Here is a 19951-nt window from a genome sequence, read left to right as displayed (position 1 = left end):
AGTTATCATAGGGAGGGGTAAGCTGTTATGGAACTTAAACGGCGGCCGCGACGTTTGCGGGCTAGTGAGGCGATTCGGAGGATGGTTCGGGAAAACCATCTTCGTGTCGACGATTTGATTTACCCGATGTTTGTCATGCCGGGTGAAAAACAAAGGGTGGAGGTTTCCTCAATGCCCGGAGTTTATAATTTCTCCTTGGATGAATTTGTCATTGCTCTCGATGAAGTGGTAACGTTAGGAATACCCGCAGTACTGCTGTTTGGGCTTCCTGAAAGTAAAGACAGCGTGGGGTCAGGGGCCTATCATGAACATGGGATTGTGCAAGAGGCTGTGCGTTTGGCCAAAAAACATTATCCTGAGCTCTACGTGATTACGGATGTATGCCTTTGTGAGTATACCGATCACGGACATTGCGGGGTGATCGATCAAGGCCAAGTCTTGAACGATCCGACCTTAGATCTCTTAGCTCAGACAGCTCTTTCTCATGCTCGTGCAGGAGCAGACATGGTGGCTCCCTCCGACATGATGGACGGAAGAGTCGCTGCTATTCGCGAAATGCTGGATCGGGAAGGATATACGCATATTCCGATCATGGCTTATTCAGCCAAGTTCGCCTCTGGGTTTTATGGGCCGTTTCGAGAAGCGGCAGGCTCAGCCCCCCAATTTGGAGATCGTCGTACCTACCAGATGGACCCACCGAATGGGAATGAAGCTATGTTGGAAACAGCCTTGGATATCGAAGAGGGTGCGGACTTGATTATTGTTAAGCCTGCCATGGCTTTCGGCGATATTATTTATCGTACAAAAGAGCGATTCGGACTTCCTGTCGCTGCTTATAACGTCAGTGGGGAGTATGCCATGGTTAAAGCAGCTTCTGCGAATGGGTGGATCGATGAGAAACGTATCGTGATGGAAGCGTTAATAAGTATAAAACGTGCCGGTGCCGATTTGCTGATCACTTATCATGCTCTCGATGTGGCGCGTTGGTTAAAAGAGGTGGAACGTTTGTGATAGTATCATGGAATACAACGAATGCTTGCAACATGTATTGTGACCATTGCTATCGGGATGCAGGCTGTCAAGCTGAGGATGAATTAAATACAGAGCAAGCTAAAAGACTCTTGGAACAGATTGCTAAGGCTAATTTTAAAATTATGATTTTCAGCGGCGGAGAGCCTCTCATGAGGCCGGACATAGTTGAACTTGTGGCCCATGCCACCTCACTCGGCCTTCGTCCTGTATTCGGTACGAATGGTACTTTAATTACGCATGACTTAGCTCAGCGTTTAAAAGAAGCCGGAACCATGGGTATGGGAATTTCCTTGGATTCTATGGATAAAGAAAAGCACGATAAGTTCCGTAAGTTCCCGGGTGCCTGGGAGGGTGCGGTTCGAGGCATGAAAATCTGCCGTGAGGTTGGGCTGCCGTTCCAAATTCATACAACCCTTATGGATTGGAATGCACATGAAGTAGAAGCCATTACGGATTTTGCTGTTGAACTTGGGGCAGTTGCTCATCATTTCTTCTTCCTCGTGCCAACCGGCAGAGCAGTTTCCATTGAAGAAGAATCTCTCAGAGCTGAGGCTTATGAAGATATCCTGACCCGGATTATGAAAAAACAGCAAACCGTTCCTATTGAGTTAAAGCCTACTTGCGCACCTCAGTTTATGCGTATTGCGAAACAAATGGGAGTTAACATGCGCTTTAGCCGCGGTTGCTTGGCAGGTACCTCTTATTGCATTATCAGTCCGAAGGGACAGGTCCAACCCTGTGCATATCTGAATATGCCTTTAGGTGACGTGCGCGAAACTCCTTTTGATGAGATTTGGAAGCAGCATGAAGTATTAAATGAACTTCGTACCCTCAATTATAAAGGCGGCTGTGGGTCTTGTGAGTACAAGCGTTTATGCGGCGGCTGCCGGGCACGAGCAGCCTACTATAATGAAGGAGATTATATGGCTGAGGAACCTTGGTGCTTGTATCAGGGAAGAAAGGGGGTTTAGTATGGATTCTCTTGATCGCGCCTTGCTTAATGCGATCCAAAATCAATTTCCTATCGCTGTTCATCCTTACGAGATTCTAGGAAAGACCGTAGGAACGACAGAGGAAGACGCCTTCTCACGTATTCAAAGACTTCGTCATGAAGGAATTATTCGTCGGTTGGGTGGGGTCTTTGATTCTCGGCGCTTAGGTTATTTTAGTACCTTGTGTACGGCAAAAGTTCCAGAAGAAAAGATTCCTATCTTGGCTGAGATGCTCAATAAAATTCCTGGTGTTACCCACAATTATGTTCGAAATCACGATTATAATATTTGGTTTACACTAATTGCCCGATCAGAGGAAGCCGCTGAGCATATTATCCAATCCATCCGTAAAGCCCTGGAGATTTCTGAGGTCTTCAGCCTACCTGCCACCCGTTTGTTTAAAATTAATGTTAACTTTGACTTCGATTTGACCGATGACGAGGATGCGCAAGAGGAAGAGTTTAATTCCTTGGATACCGAGGGTCAGCCAGGAACCCAGAGGTTTAACAGCCTTCCTTATGATCTGACAGATGAGAATATTGCTCTCATTCAAGTAATTCAAGGAGACTTGCCGAATTCTTCGACTCCATTTACGGTTCTGGCAGAAAAACTCAATTGGCCTGTCGAAAAGCTAATCTTATGTGCCCAACGATTGTTGGAAGCTAAAGTCTTACGTCGGTTTGGGGCTGTTTTACGACATCAAAAAGCGGGTTTTGTAGCTAATGCCATGGGTGTTTGGCAAGTTGAAGCGACAAAGGCGGAAGAGGTCGGAAAAATAATGGCTCAATTTAAAGAGGTAAGCCATTGTTATCAAAGGCCAACCCTTCCTGATTGGCCCTATAACCTTTTCACGATGATCCACGGTAAAACGATCGAGGATTGTGGGGAAGTTATGAAGAGGATTTCCCAAGTAACAGGTATCACAGAGTATTCGATGCTTTTTAGCACTGCTGAATTAAAAAAGAGCAGTATGCAGTATTTTCTAGAAGAAGAGTTTCACTGACGACAAGAAGGGGGTCATTCTTTTGCCCTTTATGGATGGAAAAAGCAGCCAAGCCTTTGCTCAAGCGAAAAAGGTAATTCCCGGTGGTGTGAACTCCCCGGTACGAGCTTTTAAATCGGTAGACCGAGATCCGGTGTTTATTGATCATGCTGAGGGAGCATATCTTTGGGATATCGATGGCAATCGTTATCTTGATTATGTAGGTTCCTGGGGACCGCTGATTGTTGGTCATGCCCACCCTGAGGTTGTGGCGGCGATTAAAAGAGTGGCTGAACGGGGAACGAGTTATGGTGCACCGACAGAAGTTGAAACTGTCCTTGCTGAAGAGGTTATCAAGGCATATCCCTCGATGGAAATGATCCGCATGGTTAACTCCGGCACAGAAGCGACCATGAGTGCCTTGCGTTTAGCTCGAGGGGTTACAGGCAGAACAAAGATTGTTAAGTTTGAAGGCTGCTATCATGGGCATGCCGATCAGCTTTTAATTAAGGCCGGAAGTGGCGCCCTGACCTTCGGAGTGCCGACATCTCCGGGTGTCCCGCCTCAAACAGCAGCGACAACGATTTCTGCCCAATATAATGATCTGGAAGGATTAACTGAGATTTTCCGGCGCGAAGGGGAAGAAATTGCAGGTGTCATTCTCGAACCGGTAACGGGCAACATGGGTGTAGTCCTGCCGGAAGAAGGTTTCTTACAGGGAGTTCGCCGCTTGACAGAAGAGTATGGGGCGTTGTTGATTTTTGATGAAGTCATGACTGGATTCCGGATCAGCTACGGCGGAGCTCAGGCCCATTATGGGATTGATCCAGATTTGACCTGTTTGGGCAAAGTAATAGGCGGAGGGCTGCCAGTAGGGGCTTATGGAGGGAAAAGACGTTTCATGGAGCAAATAGCCCCTAGTGGTCCGATCTATCAAGCTGGAACCCTGTCAGGTAACCCATTGGCGATGAATGCTGGCTTAACTACCTTAAAGCTATTGCAGCAACCCGGCGTCTATGAGGAGCTAAACCGTAAGACTGCTCGATTAGCTCAAGGTCTAAAGCTTATTGCTCAAGAAGCAGGTTATCCTGTTTGGGTAAATGCTCTTGGTGCCATGTTTTCCGTTTTTTTCACAGAGGTATCGGTTAAAGATTACGCCAGTGCCTGCACTTCAGACGTAGAACGGTTTGCCAAGTATTTTAGGGGTATGTTGGAACATGGGATTTATCTGGCACCGAGCCAGTATGAGGCGGTTTTCTTATCAACGGCTCATACAGATTCCGATATCGATGCTACGCTTGAACAAGCTCGCTTGGTCATGAAAACCCTCTGAATGTATGATTAGAGCTAAAGAAGAGCATGCTGACAGGGGGGGAATTCGATGAACAACAAACGTGTTTTAAGGGCGATTATATCAGTTGCTCTATTGGGAGCTTTGGTTGCCGTAGTGATCGTTTCTCAGAATCACGATCCTTCCAATCCGCATTCAACAATCCCCAAAGACACCTGGATTAATGGGCCCCACGGACATGGTTACGCCGTGAAGAATAATCAGCAGCCTTGGAAACAATGTTACCCATGCCATGAAAAGAAAGGCCTAGGTGGGGAAGAATTTTGCCAAAGTTGTCATCAAAAATCCAACGTCAACGTAACTCTGCCTAAGAAGCCTTCCTAATTCTTAATTGAAGTATCTAAAGTATAAAGTCACCCTGCTCTCTCGGACATACACCGGAACACGTTTATTGGAATAATATGGAACGTGAGGATGGCTGGGAGGGGACTTGGTTTGAACGTAGAAGAACGCGTATATTTACTTGAACGCTTAGAACAAATGCGAAAATCTAAGGTCTTAGTCTATTTTTCTTATTCGACGCTTGATGACTCTATCTTAGTTCCCCTATACAAACAACTTAAAGAAATCGGACCAACTCCAAAAATTGATCTGATTCTGCACAGTTATGGTGGGACCGTAGACACACCGTATAAAGTTGTCATGTTAATTCGAGAATTTTGCCAGGAGTTTTCAATCATTGTTCCGTATGTGGCGAAATCCGCTGCCTCGATGATGGTACTTGGAGCTGATGAGGTTGTTATGGGGCCGCTTTCTGAATTAGGTCCTATCGATCCTTTGGTTAAACATCCTGTGTACAAGGACATTCTTGTGCCAGTTCAAGCCGTTTGGCATTGTTTCGATTATTTACAACGATCAATTAGTTCGAGTAATGACCCTGAAGTCGCTTCTTTTATGGCTACTCCGATGTTAAATAAACTTGATCCATGGCTTATGGGTGACTATGAAAAAACGATCAAAGCTTCACGTCAATATGCTGAAATATTGATGTCTAACTACATGTTTAAGAATTCTCCAGATCGTATTGAACCCGTAGTTCGTGCTTTAACAGAGGGCTATTTTTCCCACGGATATCCTATCGGACATCAGGAAGCAAAGGAGCTAGGCTTGAATGTCCTTAAAGCTCAGGGTGAATTATGGGATGTTATTTGGAGCCTATACCTGATTTATGAAGAAATATTTAAGGAAAAATAAACCTTTAATGCGCAAGCTTTATTCCAAACTCCTAAACTTTGGAGATCGTAGAAAAAGACTTGCTTTAATGCAGTCTTTTTCTAACTTTCCATAAAAAACATATTGCTTGTTGTCCCTCAATGCGATAGGATAAGTTAGTACTACATTTTTTAATTAAGTGGTTACAATAATTATTGTATTATAGTTAAGATTGCATGGAGGTGGATCAGATGCTGGCAACGTTTGGATTTGTTTCCCCGTTGGAAGCGGGTATTTTTCTCGTTATAGCATTGGTTATTTTTGGTCCGGGGAAATTACCGGATGTAGGGAAAGCTTTAGGCAAAGGGATTAAAGAGTTTAAATCCGCAAGCCAAGGCGACGACATAGTCCAAAATTCTACCGAAACTAAATCGGTTAAAATGGACAAAGCTGAATAGAGAAACCAAAAGACGAGGCAAACTGCGCCTCGTCTTTTCTATTTAGAGTCTATTGAAGGGGTTTAAATTTATCCTTCATCTTTTGAACCTCCTGGGCTTGGGCATCACTTGTAGGATACCAACCTTTTTGGTTCATGATATTATAAAGGTTTTCATGAATGCTGTGCTCCTCATCGAGAATTGTCTTAAGGTTTTGTCTCAAATTAGCACATGTTGATTCTGTTATAAACGTATTCACTGTAGATGTGATATGTTTTTCACTTGTCAGCAAGTCAGTGACAACTTCTTGCTCTGTCATCGTGGTTTGCATAGCCAACTAGATCAGCCCTTTCTTGCTTATTGATGGGAATTCAAATAATTGAGCAAGGTGTCATAATGTTTACGGTGCAGATTAGAAATTGAAGAAAGTTGAGAACTAAGTGCTTGATCCTGAACAGTTTGGGCCGCTTGGGCAAACTTATGAACAAGCAATGCTTCAGCACCGAGTTGGTCATTTAAGATGGCCAGATTTTTTGAAGTTAGCTCAGGTTTGGTTGTGGTGTTCATAGTCATCCTCCTCTCTGTCATAGTAATTTTAGTATTTACAAGACGGATCGAGGATATGTCTTCTAAATATTGGATAAGTTCGAGTACTAGGAATAGAGATTCATGTGAGAGGTTGAAGAGGAGGAACTTTTGGCAACACTATGGAGGCAGGAGATGATTTTTTATGAATCGCGCAACATTGATTTATACGTTTGTTACCAAGATTTTTCCGCTGGTTAAACAAGAACTAAACGTCTGGAGACAAAGGGCTGAACAGATCCCAGACCCCCTTCTAAGCAAGCAGGCCCAGGAAAGTATTCGCTTTAAAGCGTTTCACTGCCAAGGCGGCAGTATTTATGCCCTCTATCCGGGTGTAAATAGAGAGGAAACCGTTCGCTTTATTGTAGCGTATCAGACGATCAGCGACTATCTTGATAACTTGGTCGATAGTCTGGAAGTGGAAGATGAGACAGCGTTTGCTCAATTGCATCTCGCTATGGAAGAAGCATTAGATCCTCGGGCAGCTCTTTCCGATTATTATAAGTATTATCCTTATCGTCAGGATGGGGGGTATCTAGAGCAATTAGTCCGGACGTGCCAAGCCAGTCTCAATAGTCTTCCTTCGTATCACATTGCTCAGGAAAAGGCTTTGGAATTAGCCAAACTCTATTCCCGGCTGCAAACCTATAAGCATCTGTCTGTAGAGCTGCGAGAATCAATCATGCTCGACTGGATTGAACCTTACTTAAAAACATATCCGGCAATAACTGCTTGGGAGTTTGCAGCTGCAACAGGATCAACCTTGGGGATTTTCTGTTTCTATGCTGCTTCTTATGATTTACGTTTGAGGGAAGAAGATGTTGAAAAAATTTTCCGTGTTTACTTCCCTTGGATTTGTGGGCTACATATTTTGCTAGATTATTTTATTGATCTGCGGGAAGATCGTGAAACGAGTCAATTGAATTTTGTCGCGTATTATCCAAGTTCTGAGCGAGTAGCCACTCGTTTAAAGCTTTTCATTGAAAACTCGTTTAAACAAGCGGCTACGCTCCAGTATCCAACCTTTGAGCGGGCAGTTGTTCAAGGGTTGCTGGCGATGTACCTATCCGACGAAAAAAGTCAGGATCGAGATATCCGGCTGATTACAAGACAACTGCTTGGCAGGAGTGGTATGGGAGTAAAGGTTCTTTATTGGTTATGCTGTCAGTTGAGAAAACGCAAACTTCTTTAAAAAGTACGTTGTAATATGGAGTTAGACAGGTTAATAAGGGCTGTTCGGTAGGGACTTGCTGGGATTTTACTTAAATTGGCTTTCGCCTTGTTAACACATTGAGTAGCTGTCGAATAGGCATGTTCAAGGCAGCCGGAATTAATAAGAGCCTCATTAATACTGAAAAGCCCTTGATCGGTAATCTCACGTGTTTTTAGAATCTCCTTAAGCCAATTTCCATAGATAGGATTATCCATAAGGTAAAGAATGGGCAGAGTCATATTTCCATTTAAGAGATCTGCTCCAACAGGTTTGCCTAGGGACTCTGTATTCCCACTAAAATCTAAAATGTCATCAGTAATTTGATAAGCGTAGCCGATATTTAAGCCAAACTCTCTTAAACAGATAATTTCTTCTGAACTAGCGTTAGCCAATTGAGCCCCTGATTGACAGCAGGCTGCTAACAGAATTCCTGTTTTTTGGGCAATTCTTTTAAAATAATGGTCTGTTCCGATGATGACCGAAAATTGTTCTTCTGCTTGATTCACTTCCCCGATACACATAGCCTGTATTGCTTCGATGAAGAACTTCATGCTGAGCAATAATTGTTCTGATGAGAGGATATTGAAGGCTTCGGCAAAGAGGTAATCTCCCGTAAGAACGGCCGCATGGTCCCCATAGAGGAAATTCGTCGTCGGTTTACCACGCCGGGTTTCCGATTTATCAATGACATCATCATGAATTAAGGAGGCCATATGAATCAGTTCTGCAGCGACAGAAGCTTTTAGCATTAGGGGATTTAAAGGAGCAAAGCACATACCGCTATAGAGTGTAAGGAGCGGCCGAACCCTTTTACCACCAGATTGTAATAAATTTAGACAAGTTTGTTGAATAAGACCATCGGCTTTAGAGAGTATGTTTTGGAGTTGGTCTTCAACAAAGATTAGTTCTGGAAATTGAAAATTATTAGTTGCCGTGTCTGTGGATTTATAAAGTTGTTGAATACTCATAGCATCAGCCTCTGCCCTCTATTTTAAATACAAATCGCCTTTATATTATGTCTTAAAGGACATCATAGGATACCTTAGATACCTAAGTTTTCCAAAACGCTACGAAAAAGCTGATTAATTATTGATTAACAGGGAAATCTTAAACTGAGCCGAGTTGTTTCGGTGTCAATAGGAACTAATCTATAGAGGGGGTATCATGATGGCAAATGAAAATGACAAGGAGCATGCTGCTCAATTGAATCGACAACCATGGGAGCCGGCTGGTGTTGTCAGTGTAAAAAACGATGATCAAAGTCCCAAATACGGGACTAATGGGCGTAAGAACGCTAAAGGTGGTCAGCTTACATTGGAAGTTGATGAGGTCTTTCATAATCGCGGAATTATGGAAGGCACTCAATTGAGACATGACCAGGACTAACCTCAATCACAAAACAGGTTCGTATCCAACCTTAGAATACGAGCCTGTTTTCTTCGATCTTGTCAAAAGTGATTTATTCGCAATGCGTGACTAAACTGGAAGGCTAAATGAATGGGGGAAGGGTCAATGAAAAACAATAGTATATGGAATGAGATTATTAAACCTACGATCCTGGCATATCTGTTGGCATGTGCCATTCCTGGAGTAATTGCTGGTACTTATTACGTGTACTATATGTATTTTTAAGGAGTCTGAATCGGAGAAAAGCTAATAATAGAAGGTTATTATAGGCTAAAGCTTTAATTGATAGGAAGAAAAACGTTTTCTAAGATAATGTTAAAAAATACACTTCCATGGGTATTATTTTCTTGATACAATGAATTAGCACTTTTAATTGAAAGGTTAAGGATGAATACGATGAATGTAATGATTTTTACGAGCAGCCCAAATTTAGATGGATTGACGGCAGCCTGTGGGAACGCGGCCAAGGCAGGAGCAATCGAAGCGGGCGCTAATGTGGTTCAGATCAATTTAAATCAACAAAAAATTGGTAGTTGTCAGGCTTGTGGTAATGGTTGGGGTACGTGCCGTAATGGGCATGAATGTCAGGTGCAAGATGAATTTCAAGCACTACATGCTTCTTTAGCCAATATGGATGCCTTCGTCTTTGTGACTCCTGTCTATTTTGGCGAAATGAGTGAGTTTGCAAAAGCGTTTACTGACCGCCTGCGCCGCTGTGAGGCTTTTAGAAATGATAAATCTTTCTTAGAAGGAAAACCGGTCCTGCAAGTGGCTGCTGCTGGAGGAAGCGGAAATGGTCTTACGTCATGCCTCACTTCCATGGAAAGACTTTTTCTTGCAGTTAAAGCGGATAAGTTTGACTTAATTGGGATCACTCAGAAAAACAGAGGGTATAAATTGGAGACCATAAAAGCTGCAGCTAAAGAGATGGTTTCTTCATGCCTGCGCAAGCAATAATAATCCTTTTTTAACCTGAAACCGTCAACCAACGACAATCGTGTCGCTGGTTGACGGTTTTTATCTATATAATACAAAAAATTAATCAAGAGTACTTAGCTTTTTACCCCTGAATTTGTGAAAGTGAGATTATTCTTGATGTTCTTGTCGTGATGCCCGTGTGTCCATTAACTTGATATAATAATTTGTGATCATTACCATATGGCGATGTAATATCCATATTGACTAATGACAACTCGAATGCTAATCTTCAGTTGTGAGTAGATTCATCACTGCACTTGGAAACTTTGGAGGTGCTGATATGGACAATTTAGTAGCGGGTTTAATAAAATTTAGAACACAAGACTATGAGGAACATAAAAATTTATTTTGTCGTTTAAAACGAGGACAAGAGCCTCATACGTTGTTTATTGGCTGTTCTGATTCTCGTGTAGTTCCCGAGTTGATTACGAAATCTTTGCCAGGAGAATTGTTTGTCGTAAGAAATATCGCCAACATCGTTCCCCAATTCCAAGAATTTCACGAACAAGAGGCTCCAACCTCAGCTACAACTGCTTGCATCGAATATGCGGTTAATGTTCTAAAAGTCAAAAGTATTATCATCTGTGGTCATTCCAATTGTGGGGGATGTGAATCGATTTATCTGTCCGATGAAGTTCTCGATGAAATTCCCGCTACGAAGAAATGGCTGGAACTTGCGCATAATGTCAAAAAGAGGGTTATGGAAGAATTGGGCGATTCGGATGAACCAATGAAGAAAGAATGGTTAACCGAACAAATCAATATTGTCGAGCAAATTAAACACTTGTTAACCTATCCGTTTATTGTTGAAAAGTTTAACAAACGGGAAATTGATATCATTGGTATGTATTATACTATTGAAACTGGAGAAGTTTTCATTTATAATGCCATAAAAGGTGTCTTTGAGTTGGCGAATTAATCCTAACTTAATCTACCATAGGGCTAAAGTGCCAATGCGACCGTATAAGATCAGGTTGTAACAAATCAAAGAAATGGTTTGTTACAACCTATTTTTGTTCTTAAAGAGGTCTGAGGCTATTTAAAGAGCGCTATCCTTTGTCAAAAGTTAAGCGCTCTTATTCATTTTATGTTGTTAATTTTATCTAGAGCTGGACAAAATCTAAGAAGGTGGGTTAATGCCAACAAAACTGAAATGAAAGCTCGCAGAGAAGGAAAATTCTGAAACCATGTGGAATTTAATCTTATAAAATGCTTGATGTTGATAACAATCATTCCGATAGAAACGAAGCAACTCTATCACACTTGAAGCAGAAATATTAGAGCAAGGATTAGGTGAAAATTATGCCGCTACCAGAAAATAATTTATTGTTTGGTCTTGCCCCGAGATTGACGACTGAACAACGTGAGTATGTTGACGCGATCTTTGATTATCAGTTAGTGATGGTCAATGCGAAAGCCGGAACTGGAAAAACGACGCTGGCTGTTGCTTGTGCTAAAATCCTAAAAAAGCCACTTACCTATATTTTTAATCCTGTCCAGGAATCTATGATGGGTTTTAGACCAGGTACACAGTCTGAAAAAGAGAGTATTTATCATCAACCACTCATTGATGCACTCTTGGAGATTAATGAAAACCCTGTTCAGTGTATTTATAACGAAGAGGTTTTGGCTAATGAAGCGATTCGCAGAAAAGTCAGCGTAAAACGCGTTATGGACAGCATTTGGTGTTATCCCAAAAGTCCCTTATTTTTGCGGGGTACTAATCTAAAAGATATGACGATTATTATTGATGAATGTCAAAATTTTACGGCTATGGAATTAAGGAAAATATTTACACGTGTTCATGACTCCTGTAAAGTTATTTGTATTGGTCATTCCGGTCAAATCGATATTCCAAGTTCAAAAAGCGGTTTTGTTCCGTATATGGAACATTTCAAAGATCAACCGTATTGCAAAATAGTAACTTTGACGAAGAATTTCCGTGGAGAACTCGCAAATTGGGCGGACACGTTCCAGGTGGTTTAAAGATCGAGTCTCAGGTTTATGGCGTTTCAAATATTCTCGCAAAAGAAGAAAAATGATCCCCTCGTAAAATCGGGGGATCATGATACGAATTTCTCTCTATCTTCCAGTCCACATGTCGAGAACATTATCGTCAAAATAACGGTAGGGAAGGTAGAAGTAACCATTATCTCCCCAGGTTCTTCCCCATGAATTGCGACAAATCACGACGCCTTCGTTTTTAATCTGGGCATCGTCTTTGTACCCAACTGCCAAAACTGCATGGCCACCAAGGTATTGCTCTCCATGTTGCGGAAGGGGCACGATACCAGTTTGAGCGACTTGATCCGATTCGAAGGTTTCATAAATCTTGATGCCAATTACAACGGGATACCCTTCTGCCAAGGCAGTTTTAAGAGCGATTAAGTTGGAGACCCTATGATATTCTTTGATTGTATACTGGACGGCATCAGCGAATGATTTCGCGGGTGGAGTTTGGGTGAATTTAGAGGTATCGTAGGGCCAATCAATTTCAGGAGGACAGCCAAACTTATTCAGAATTTTCATACCATCGCGGATACTTGCCCCAGCGTCTTCGTCGACGGTTCCTTCTAATTTGCGTTCTTCCCAGTACAGCCATAATCGACTTAAGGGCATCAGTTTTCCTGCCTGAAGTTCCAGGTATTCGCGCAAGCCAGAGGCAATAGCATTGGCAGTACAGCTGCCTAATTCCCCCTGGTCAACAACAGGAGAGCAGCCATTTCGCAGATCCACGACCTTAGGAAGTACGATTTTGAGCTTATGGAGAGTGGCATGGAAATTTCTGTCCCTCTCGTCAACTTTGTCTTGTTTAAGCAGATATACTCTCTGTCCCATATTTTTTCCTCGCTAATCTAATTTTTGAAGTCGTATCCTTTCAGGACTTCTTAAATTATAGTACTCATGAACGTCCATAAATGTGATCAAGCTCTAAATGAATACTTTAGGGACACTTTCCGCTAATGCCTAGATATAGCCATAAAATTTTTTAATTCTTAACAGTTTCTTAATATAAAGATCACGGAAGGGTAACAATTATATTTTATGATATCTACAACAGAAAGATCCTCGCTACTAGCGGTTAACATAAAGGTTTTTTCATTTTTCTTTCCTCCTCCTTATTTCCCCCTCTCAAAGAGGGGCTTTTTTTATAGCCGGAAAAGTATATGATTTATCGTGGAAACAGTCGGAGATATGGACATAAGCACGCAGATTTTTTGGATTAAGTTCAATATTTGGTGTATGATAGTTCAATGAGAGGAACTCAATCTTTGAACTAGAAGCAGTAGTGAAGGGGGAATTCAATTGTTGACCTTATCCTCTAAAATCGAGTTTGTGAAATTTCTCAAAGAGAAATTTCTAGGGAAGCACTTGAAATGTATTGAGGTTTTGTGTGTGATAGAATGTACGATGGATTTCGGACTTGTCGCTGATATTGATGTTTCTGATGATAAGGTTTCTGTTTGGGGGAATGATTCGACGGTTTTCTGGATTAAATTGGATGATATTATTAACGTAGATTATACTCCTAGGCAAGAAGATGTCTGTTTGGAGATCGAGGCTAAAAATGAGGTAAAGGTATTATTTTACATAGATGAGTGATTTGTACATTCAAGTTGGTACTTTCCATAATATTAGTTGCTTTAAGGGGAAAGCTAACAGTAGTCATGATGAAATCAAAGCAAGTAACCAAGATTCAATAATTAAGGAGGTTCACGATGGATAACTTGGATAAGATACATGAAGATCAGGAAAAAGCTGAAAAAAATAATAAACATCAAGGGAAGGGAAATCCGGATAGGAAATTGCCCAATAAGCAGCATAGTACCAATAAATAATTCAGGGAGTGTGAAAACTCTCAGCCCAACAATTGTCAGGGGCAAAACAAATAAAAAGCGTCCTCCTTTCACTATGAAATGCTCCCCTATAGTAGACAGGGGGGCAGCCCAAAGTGGAGTGAGGACGTTTGTGTTTGGGGTACATCGAAGGATGTTCAGTTATTCGACGTAGTCAGCCATCAATTTTGTCACGCATTCTTCGCAATTTGTTATCTCTTGTGAGTTTGGCAATTTACCCCTAACAGTGCAGTCGGGGTGATACTGCTCGCATAATGCACCACTGATCTTACCTTTTGAGGAATGCATCAGGGTAATTCCCCGATAGAGAACTTCGCAACCGACGACACTTTCTGTATCAAATGTCCAATCATCAAAATCGGACAGTGCTTCCGCTACGGAATTATATTGATAATACTCAGGATTTCTTGCACCAATTGCTCTTAATACCACCCATATCTTATTAGGATTATCTTTCATCTTTTGCCCTCCTATAGTTAAAATAACTTCTGTTGCTCTGACTTGACTTCACCGCATATTTTACCTTATATTTTTCGCACAGTCTACGCATATAAATGTTTCTCCCCAGCTTGCAGTTAATCTTAATAGAAGTGTTACAATCTTATCACATAATAAACGCATTCTTGTTATAAACTTAAGGTAGAAAAAAGGAGGTGATTTTTTTTAGTTAATGAATCGCTTCTAAGCATTTGTAAACAGATGAAACCCTGATTTGTTAATTAAATGATATGCTCGTGGTAAAATTTACACTGAGACTATGTAACAAGAAAAAGGGTTTAGGTTATAAAACTGAATAGTATTTTTTTAAGACGAAGAACTACTTCATTCTGATGAGGTAGTTCTTCATCTTGTTAACACTGATATTCAAAATTCATTGTATTTTTTTCTTGAACCGTAAGATTTATTCACCGGGTATTTCTGTTTATTCTTCCGGAGCTTATCACTGATAATTTCTTTTGCCTGCAAACCTAATCGATCTGAGATTAAAAATAAATAGATGAATACGTCGGCAATCTCATCTTTGATGTTTTCAAATTTTTCTTCTACAGCTTCTTCACTCGTTCGCCATTGGAAGTTTTCCAAAAGTTCATTTGCTTCAAGCGCAATTGATATCGCTAAATCCTTAGGTGTGTGATACTGGGACCAATCTCTATCATCTCTAAACCTCAAAATATCCTTTATTAAGTCTTCCAATTACATCCTCACCTCTGCCTTAGAATTCTACAAAAGATAAGATAATCCTTTTAAACCAGTGAATCGTTTAGCTAAGGCTGAACAACGATCTTTCGGGACTCTACCTCTCCTGAAGTTAACGGAAGTAACCATCCCACGTATAAATATCCGAAGAATATGAAAAGAAGCTGTCTTTTCATGAATGTCCTAAGACATCATAAGAAGACAGCTCTTTCTGCTAGGGCCTTTCCAAGTTCTTAATGCAGGGAGAACTAGGACTGAGAACTTTTATGCTTGAAGATCAATTGTACCGTTTGACGAAAGACTCTTAGCCTGTGCCTGGTTAACTTGATTAGTCAGGCTGGATTGATTCGTTGAACTTTTGCTTTGACTTTTCGCCTGAATTTGTTGTAATTGCGCTTGCAATAATTCTATCTGAGTCTGAAGTTGCTGGGTTTTCGTCTGTTTGGTTTTAGCGTCATCTTTACTTTGACTCTCAGTGTTCAATTGTTGTTCCAGCTTCTGTATTTGATTTTCAATCTGCTTAACTTGACTGTCATTAGTGGTAGATAAAGAGTAATTGTTTGACCCTGATGAAATCGATGAAATATTCATAAATGAATGACACCCTTTCTTTATAAAATTAATTCTTTAAACTATATCGGATAAAATTCTTTGGAAAAACTTTTGAATTATCTATATTAAAATAAAAATTTAAATTTCTAGGAGTTTTGGATCTCTTCATGTTGTAGAAGATAACCAATATTACGAACGGTTTTAATCAAGGGTATTCTGAGTTTCTTTCTTAAATAGTGGATAAATAGGTCAACATTCGACATGCTTGCTTCAGAATTCAAACCCCAAACTTTAAAGTAAATGGTTTCTTTGGCAACGACATTGCCATAATTACGCATTAATAATTCCAAAATGAGGGCTTCTTTATTGCTCAATCGAAAGACGTCATTGCCATGTTGAATTTCACGTTTTAGTATATCAAGGGTTAAGCCCTTAATTACAATGACCGGATTCACTAATTCTTTGCTTTTTCTTCTGGCAACAGAGCGAATTCTGGCTAAAAGTTCCTCATCGAGAAATGGTCTGCTCAAACAATCATCGGCACCAGCATCTAAGGCTCTAACTCTATCCTTGGGAATATTTTTGGCCGTGATCATAAGAATTGGGGTGTCTAATTCATAACTGCGGATTTTTTCTAAAAGCGAAAGTTCTCCCGTGGGAGGGATGGTTTGTTCCAGAATGACGACATCGTAGATGCGGGTTAAGGCCATTTCAATTCCGCTATCCTCATCATTAGCCATATCAGCAGCATAGCCATTCTCTATAATTAGGTGAAATAATCGTTGATCAAATCGCTGTCCATCATTCATTACCAAAATTCTTATGAAACTCACCCCTGGGCTGAATCGTTTTTCCAATAGACGCCTCATTAATTGCACTTTGCATTATGTATGAATTTAAGTTCTGCATGAGCCACTCCTGCGCAATTATTGGAAATCAGATTGCCTTTTAGGAATACGATACTACAGTAAATTGAATGTTAGCTGAAACATAACTGAATGTTAGCTGAAAATTAGACAGGATTAAGCATTATATTTCACTGACTGAAACTTCTCCTCAATATTTCTTCTCATGAACTTACCAAACGGGGTACAATTTAGTTTAAATTTTTTTGAAGTAATTTCACTGAAACGGTACCACGAAGAGGAGTGAAAATGAGTTATTTCCAGGTGGACAAAATCGTTGAATAAGGGAGAGAGTCTTTGAAAGAACATTTGACTATTACTTTCATTCATAGTTAACTTAATTATAATGAATTTGTCTTTTTCAGCTATAAGCATTACTATTAACTTAATCCAGTTGCTCGCTGGTTTCCAGTTTTCAATCATTTCATAATTCCACTTTTTTAACCCCCTCTTGAGAGGGGGTTTTTTTCCCTATATACAATGCATATAGTTCTTTGATTCAGTCCAGGGTACGGTATAGGCTAAGCGCACTTCACCTGCATCATGGCGCCTAGCCAACGTTGACAGTCATATTCTTCATTAAGATAAAGATCAAGCAATTGTTCATCTCGTTCCGCGAAAAAGGTAACAAGGCTTTCTGATAAAGAGCTCTTTAAGGAATCAAGGGGTTCTTCAAGTAGTTTTATTTTAAAGTTGAACGATTGATTTTGTGTCAGGCTTCCTCTATCAGACATACACTAAGCTATATAACGTTAGAGGCCTTTACCGGAAGAGTCAAAAAGCGAGAAATAAGGAAGGCTAGATAATATTTAGGAAGAGGTTGAATAATTTGGCTTTGTTAAACTGGCATGAAGACTTTATCGTTCATTTGGCCAGCATTGTTTGTCCAAAAGTTTATGTGGAACTTGGATTATATCATTGTTTGCTGTTCAATCGAATCATTCCTTTTGCTGAACAACTGATTGGTGTGGATATTAGCGCAGACGCCGGAAACTATATGCAGCAATCATCGAAGACACGCTTTTTTAAGGGTACAACTCAGGAGTTCGCCCAAGAAGTAATGTCTAATTCACTGCAAATAAATATGTTATTCATCGATGCCGATCATTCTAAAGACGCAGTGTTACAAGACTTCAAGGATTTCTTTCCATATGTAGCTCCACATGGCCTCATTTTGTTGCATGATACCCATCCCGGCAATGAGCAAATGATGCAGCCAGAATGGTGCGGTACAGCCTACCAGGCTATGGGGGAATTACTAAAAGAAACAGGAGAGTCGTATGAATTGATGACGATACCAGTTTCACCTGGCTTAACAATTTGCAGAAAACGGCTGACGCAATTATCCTGGCAGGAAAATTCTCAGCACTAGCTAATAGGGGAAAGAAATTTTTTCAATAGGCAAGTCTATAGTGTATGTAATTGCTATTGAACGGGTATTGTCATTGAGTCACTGATAAACAAGTATAGTGTTTCCAGCGTAAAATCCCCCTGACTGTAAGTGTAAGTCAGAGGGATTTTGTGCATTATGATTTTTCAGGATAACGTTTGGACTAATCAGTGATTATATAGCGTCTCCATGGAATTCTTTGAGGATCTACTGTCGAAAGAAAATTCACGATATCTTTTGGCCCGTAGTACGTAGAATTTCCTTGCCAGTCCTTGCCTAATAGAATGATCGGCATATCTGGAAAAATATGTCGATAAGCAGCTAAAGCCTCTTCATTTTTGTTAATCTGCTGAACAACATCGTGTTTAACCACGACAATAGCATATTTAACACCCTGATCGTTAACAATAGCTCCCTCAATTTGATAACTCATAATATCACTCCTTTGCATATACAAGAATCGGTTTACTCAAGACAACTTACTAAATTCGACACAAAAGGGGAAACACCTGTTAATGAAAATTTATAATGAGTTGTGAACCAAGGACATAGTTAAGTCACAGCCTAGTATGCCCTATCTGATTATTTCCATTTATCGAAATAGCAGACCCTTATCGAGTCGAGAATGTCCCTATTGAATTTACTTGCATATGATGATGTAGTGGGACAATCAGATGAGACAGCAAAGATTTTTGGCGTTTTAGCAAGAAGTTGACAGAGATTATGTAAACCAGGTGGGAAGGTTCCGTTAACTTGGCTATGGATGGTTGCAGGGTATGGGATAGGGATCAGGGATCCACAGTTAACAGTCGCCGAGGAGCTGAAGGATACTATGAAGCGGTTTAATGATTGGTTAGCAGCCAAAATTACGCAAGGGATGGCAACCATGTGGTGCGCCTATGTATTTTTGCTTTGGAGCCTAATTCCCTTAATATTCCCTGAAGCTCAAAGCGTGGTGTTCTATGTTTCAGGGGGAATTATTCAGCTTGTTGCTTTGAGTCTCATTATGGTTGGGCAGAACGTCCTTGGCCGGGATGCCATAAAACAAGCTAAGGAAACCCATGATACGGTCATGGAAGAAAGGGAAATGCTCAAGAAAGAACTCTGCCTTGCTAATTTGGAGCGAAATGAGACCAAGCACCTACACCAACTGGCGTTGAAGGAGCTTATTGAAATTAAGGAAGTCAATAAGAAATTATCTAAGATAGCAGAAGCAAAGGATGTAATGATAGGATTATAGAGTCAACCTAACGGGTGGCTCTTTCTTCTTTATATATGTGCTTATTCGAGAGCCTTTTTCCCAGAGGAACTTTTGTGTTCTTTCTCAATAGTGAAGATTAATTTTCCGCCTTTAAATTCCAGGTCAACCAGATTAGCACCTCTGTGTAAATTAGCGTTTATTGTTGCGATTTCCTCAGTTGTTATATTGCCAGGATCAACTTCCAGCAAACCTCTGGTAATCTCGAATGTCTTAAGGTTCATTTAATAATTACCTCCTTAGTATTATTTTTCAAGAGCTTTTCTTAGTCTTTAACGATTTCACACTTACCATTCGTATTCTTCAATAATCATTTTTTAGAGAAAAGTGCAGCGTCGAAGGGACACTCTGGATTTCTAGTATGTTCCAGGATCTTCTTCAAAAATAGGAGAAGTGTGAATTTAATAATTAATTAATTTTATTTGTATGATATAATACAACTAAGTAATAAGGCGAAGGATCGGTGTAAATGTTCGAGTCAATTAAACCATACGGCAATTTATCAGAGAGTGTAGTTAGTCAAATAACACAGGCATTAAACTCCGGTGAGCTTAAACCTGGAAATTTCAGCTAACGAATGGAGGCCACCACTTTTTAACGAGATAAGCGAGATAGGGTGACTATTAACACAATAAAGCCCTAATTAAAGTGGTATTACCACAT

Annotated in this window: 27 protein-coding genes; 16 read left to right on the top strand and 11 right to left on the bottom strand. The window is 40.5% G+C overall.

The window, feature by feature from the left end:
- Positions 1–27: 27 nt before the first annotated feature.
- The 7 genes from hemB to tatA all read left to right on the top strand — a co-directional run bounded on the left by hemB (position 28) and on the right by tatA (position 5967).
- Positions 28–1011, top strand: coding sequence for a porphobilinogen synthase (hemB, locus tag VZF35_RS02640; RefSeq protein ID WP_407310720.1), 984 nt, complete (start codon positions 28–30; stop codon positions 1009–1011).
- A complete protein-coding gene (gene nirJ2 / locus VZF35_RS02635) occupies positions 1008–2003 on the top strand; it encodes a putative heme d1 biosynthesis radical SAM protein NirJ2 (protein WP_407310718.1) in 996 nt (331 codons plus the stop codon). Before hemB ends, nirJ2 begins: the two co-directional genes overlap by 4 nt.
- Before the next feature lies 1 nt (position 2004).
- Positions 2005–3027, top strand: a complete 1023-nt coding sequence (locus VZF35_RS02630) for an Lrp/AsnC family transcriptional regulator (protein WP_407310716.1) — start codon at positions 2005–2007, stop codon at positions 3025–3027.
- Between the two features lie 31 nt (positions 3028–3058).
- Positions 3059–4339, top strand: coding sequence for a glutamate-1-semialdehyde 2,1-aminomutase (hemL, locus tag VZF35_RS02625; protein ID WP_407314414.1), 1281 nt, complete (start codon positions 3059–3061; stop codon positions 4337–4339).
- 48 nt (positions 4340–4387) lie between these two features.
- Entirely contained in the window at positions 4388–4681 is a 294-nt protein-coding gene (locus tag VZF35_RS02620) for a hypothetical protein (RefSeq protein ID WP_407310714.1), read from the top strand.
- 111 nt (positions 4682–4792) lie between these two features.
- A complete protein-coding gene (locus tag VZF35_RS02615) occupies positions 4793–5551 on the top strand; it encodes an SDH family Clp fold serine proteinase (protein WP_407310712.1) in 759 nt (252 codons plus the stop codon).
- A gap of 209 nt (positions 5552–5760) precedes the next feature.
- Complete coding sequence (tatA, locus tag VZF35_RS02610; protein ID WP_407310710.1) at positions 5761–5967, top strand: twin-arginine translocase TatA/TatE family subunit; 207 nt, start codon at positions 5761–5763, stop codon at positions 5965–5967.
- Positions 5968–6016: 49 nt separating this feature from the next.
- On the opposite strand, the gene VZF35_RS02605 is transcribed toward tatA, so the two are convergent.
- Positions 6017–6277 (bottom strand): spore coat protein, encoded by a 261-nt coding sequence (locus tag VZF35_RS02605; protein ID WP_407310708.1) that lies wholly within the window; start codon positions 6275–6277, stop codon positions 6017–6019.
- Positions 6278–6303: 26 nt separating this feature from the next.
- On the bottom strand, positions 6304–6513 hold the full coding sequence (locus VZF35_RS02600) for a hypothetical protein (RefSeq protein ID WP_407310706.1): 210 nt from the start codon (positions 6511–6513) through the stop codon (positions 6304–6306).
- A 163-nt stretch (positions 6514–6676) separates the two neighbouring features.
- Between VZF35_RS02600 and VZF35_RS02595 the strand changes: the two genes are divergently transcribed.
- The gene (locus tag VZF35_RS02595) at positions 6677–7723 is read left to right on the top strand and encodes a tetraprenyl-beta-curcumene synthase family protein (protein WP_407310704.1); all 1047 of its coding nucleotides are present in this window, start codon (positions 6677–6679) and stop codon (positions 7721–7723) included.
- Here VZF35_RS02595 and VZF35_RS02590 read toward each other — a convergent pair.
- Positions 7720–8712, bottom strand: coding sequence for a polyprenyl synthetase family protein (locus tag VZF35_RS02590; RefSeq protein WP_407310702.1), 993 nt, complete (start codon positions 8710–8712; stop codon positions 7720–7722). The genes VZF35_RS02595 and VZF35_RS02590 overlap by 4 nt on opposite strands.
- Before the next feature lie 199 nt (positions 8713–8911).
- Here VZF35_RS02590 and VZF35_RS02585 point away from each other — a divergent pair, with 199 nt between their 5' ends.
- The 4 genes from VZF35_RS02585 to VZF35_RS02570 all read left to right on the top strand — a co-directional run bounded on the left by VZF35_RS02585 (position 8912) and on the right by VZF35_RS02570 (position 12115).
- On the top strand, positions 8912–9130 hold the full coding sequence (locus VZF35_RS02585; protein ID WP_407310700.1) for a hypothetical protein: 219 nt from the start codon (positions 8912–8914) through the stop codon (positions 9128–9130).
- A gap of 417 nt (positions 9131–9547) precedes the next feature.
- Positions 9548–10108: a flavodoxin family protein gene (locus VZF35_RS02580; protein ID WP_407310698.1), complete on the top strand. Its 561-nt coding sequence runs from the start codon at positions 9548–9550 to the stop codon at positions 10106–10108.
- 301 nt (positions 10109–10409) lie between these two features.
- Entirely contained in the window at positions 10410–11048 is a 639-nt protein-coding gene (locus tag VZF35_RS02575) for a carbonic anhydrase (protein ID WP_407310696.1), read from the top strand.
- Positions 11049–11431: 383 nt separating this feature from the next.
- Positions 11432–12115: a PhoH family protein gene (locus tag VZF35_RS02570; protein ID WP_407310694.1), complete on the top strand. Its 684-nt coding sequence runs from the start codon at positions 11432–11434 to the stop codon at positions 12113–12115.
- A gap of 96 nt (positions 12116–12211) precedes the next feature.
- On the opposite strand, the gene VZF35_RS02565 is transcribed toward VZF35_RS02570, so the two are convergent.
- Positions 12212–12967: a C1 family peptidase gene (locus VZF35_RS02565; protein WP_407310692.1), complete on the bottom strand. Its 756-nt coding sequence runs from the start codon at positions 12965–12967 to the stop codon at positions 12212–12214.
- A gap of 468 nt (positions 12968–13435) precedes the next feature.
- On the opposite strand from VZF35_RS02565, the gene VZF35_RS02560 reads away from it, so the two are divergent.
- Both VZF35_RS02560 and VZF35_RS02555 read left to right on the top strand, forming a co-directional pair.
- On the top strand, positions 13436–13732 hold the full coding sequence (locus VZF35_RS02560) for a hypothetical protein (RefSeq protein WP_407310690.1): 297 nt from the start codon (positions 13436–13438) through the stop codon (positions 13730–13732).
- A gap of 116 nt (positions 13733–13848) precedes the next feature.
- A complete protein-coding gene (locus VZF35_RS02555; protein WP_407310688.1) occupies positions 13849–13968 on the top strand; it encodes a DUF4023 family protein in 120 nt (39 codons plus the stop codon).
- Between the two features lie 159 nt (positions 13969–14127).
- Here the strand turns inward: VZF35_RS02555 and VZF35_RS02550 are convergent, their stop codons facing one another.
- The 5 genes from VZF35_RS02550 to VZF35_RS02530 form a co-directional block, all read right to left on the bottom strand.
- Positions 14128–14445, bottom strand: a complete 318-nt coding sequence (locus tag VZF35_RS02550) for a hypothetical protein (RefSeq protein WP_407310686.1) — start codon at positions 14443–14445, stop codon at positions 14128–14130.
- Between the two features lie 405 nt (positions 14446–14850).
- Positions 14851–15180: a nucleotide pyrophosphohydrolase gene (locus VZF35_RS02545; protein ID WP_407310684.1), complete on the bottom strand. Its 330-nt coding sequence runs from the start codon at positions 15178–15180 to the stop codon at positions 14851–14853.
- A gap of 267 nt (positions 15181–15447) precedes the next feature.
- Positions 15448–15774: a FlxA-like family protein gene (locus VZF35_RS02540; protein WP_407310682.1), complete on the bottom strand. Its 327-nt coding sequence runs from the start codon at positions 15772–15774 to the stop codon at positions 15448–15450.
- A gap of 107 nt (positions 15775–15881) precedes the next feature.
- Complete coding sequence (locus VZF35_RS02535) at positions 15882–16592, bottom strand: response regulator transcription factor (protein ID WP_407310680.1); 711 nt, start codon at positions 16590–16592, stop codon at positions 15882–15884.
- Positions 16593–17161: 569 nt separating this feature from the next.
- On the bottom strand, positions 17162–17374 hold the full coding sequence (locus tag VZF35_RS02530; protein WP_407310678.1) for a hypothetical protein: 213 nt from the start codon (positions 17372–17374) through the stop codon (positions 17162–17164).
- Between the two features lie 95 nt (positions 17375–17469).
- On the opposite strand from VZF35_RS02530, the gene VZF35_RS02525 reads away from it, so the two are divergent.
- The gene (locus VZF35_RS02525; RefSeq protein ID WP_407310676.1) at positions 17470–18012 is read left to right on the top strand and encodes a class I SAM-dependent methyltransferase; all 543 of its coding nucleotides are present in this window, start codon (positions 17470–17472) and stop codon (positions 18010–18012) included.
- 181 nt (positions 18013–18193) lie between these two features.
- On the opposite strand, the gene VZF35_RS02520 is transcribed toward VZF35_RS02525, so the two are convergent.
- Entirely contained in the window at positions 18194–18463 is a 270-nt protein-coding gene (locus VZF35_RS02520) for a hypothetical protein (RefSeq protein WP_407310674.1), read from the bottom strand.
- A 330-nt stretch (positions 18464–18793) separates the two neighbouring features.
- Here VZF35_RS02520 and VZF35_RS02515 point away from each other — a divergent pair, with 330 nt between their 5' ends.
- On the top strand, positions 18794–19270 hold the full coding sequence (locus VZF35_RS02515; protein WP_407310672.1) for a hypothetical protein: 477 nt from the start codon (positions 18794–18796) through the stop codon (positions 19268–19270).
- A 41-nt stretch (positions 19271–19311) separates the two neighbouring features.
- Here the strand turns inward: VZF35_RS02515 and VZF35_RS02510 are convergent, their stop codons facing one another.
- Positions 19312–19512 carry a hypothetical protein gene (locus tag VZF35_RS02510; protein WP_407310670.1) on the bottom strand — a complete coding sequence of 67 codons (201 nt, stop codon included), beginning with the start codon at positions 19510–19512 and terminating at the stop codon, positions 19312–19314.
- Positions 19513–19951 lie beyond the last annotated feature (439 nt).

The sequence above is a fragment of the Desulfosporosinus paludis genome, assembly GCF_045689965.1.
Classification (GTDB): domain Bacteria; phylum Bacillota; class Desulfitobacteriia; order Desulfitobacteriales; family Desulfitobacteriaceae; genus Desulfosporosinus; species Desulfosporosinus paludis.
Note: the sequence above shows the minus strand (reverse complement) of the source record. Positions and strands in the feature narration are given on the sequence as shown.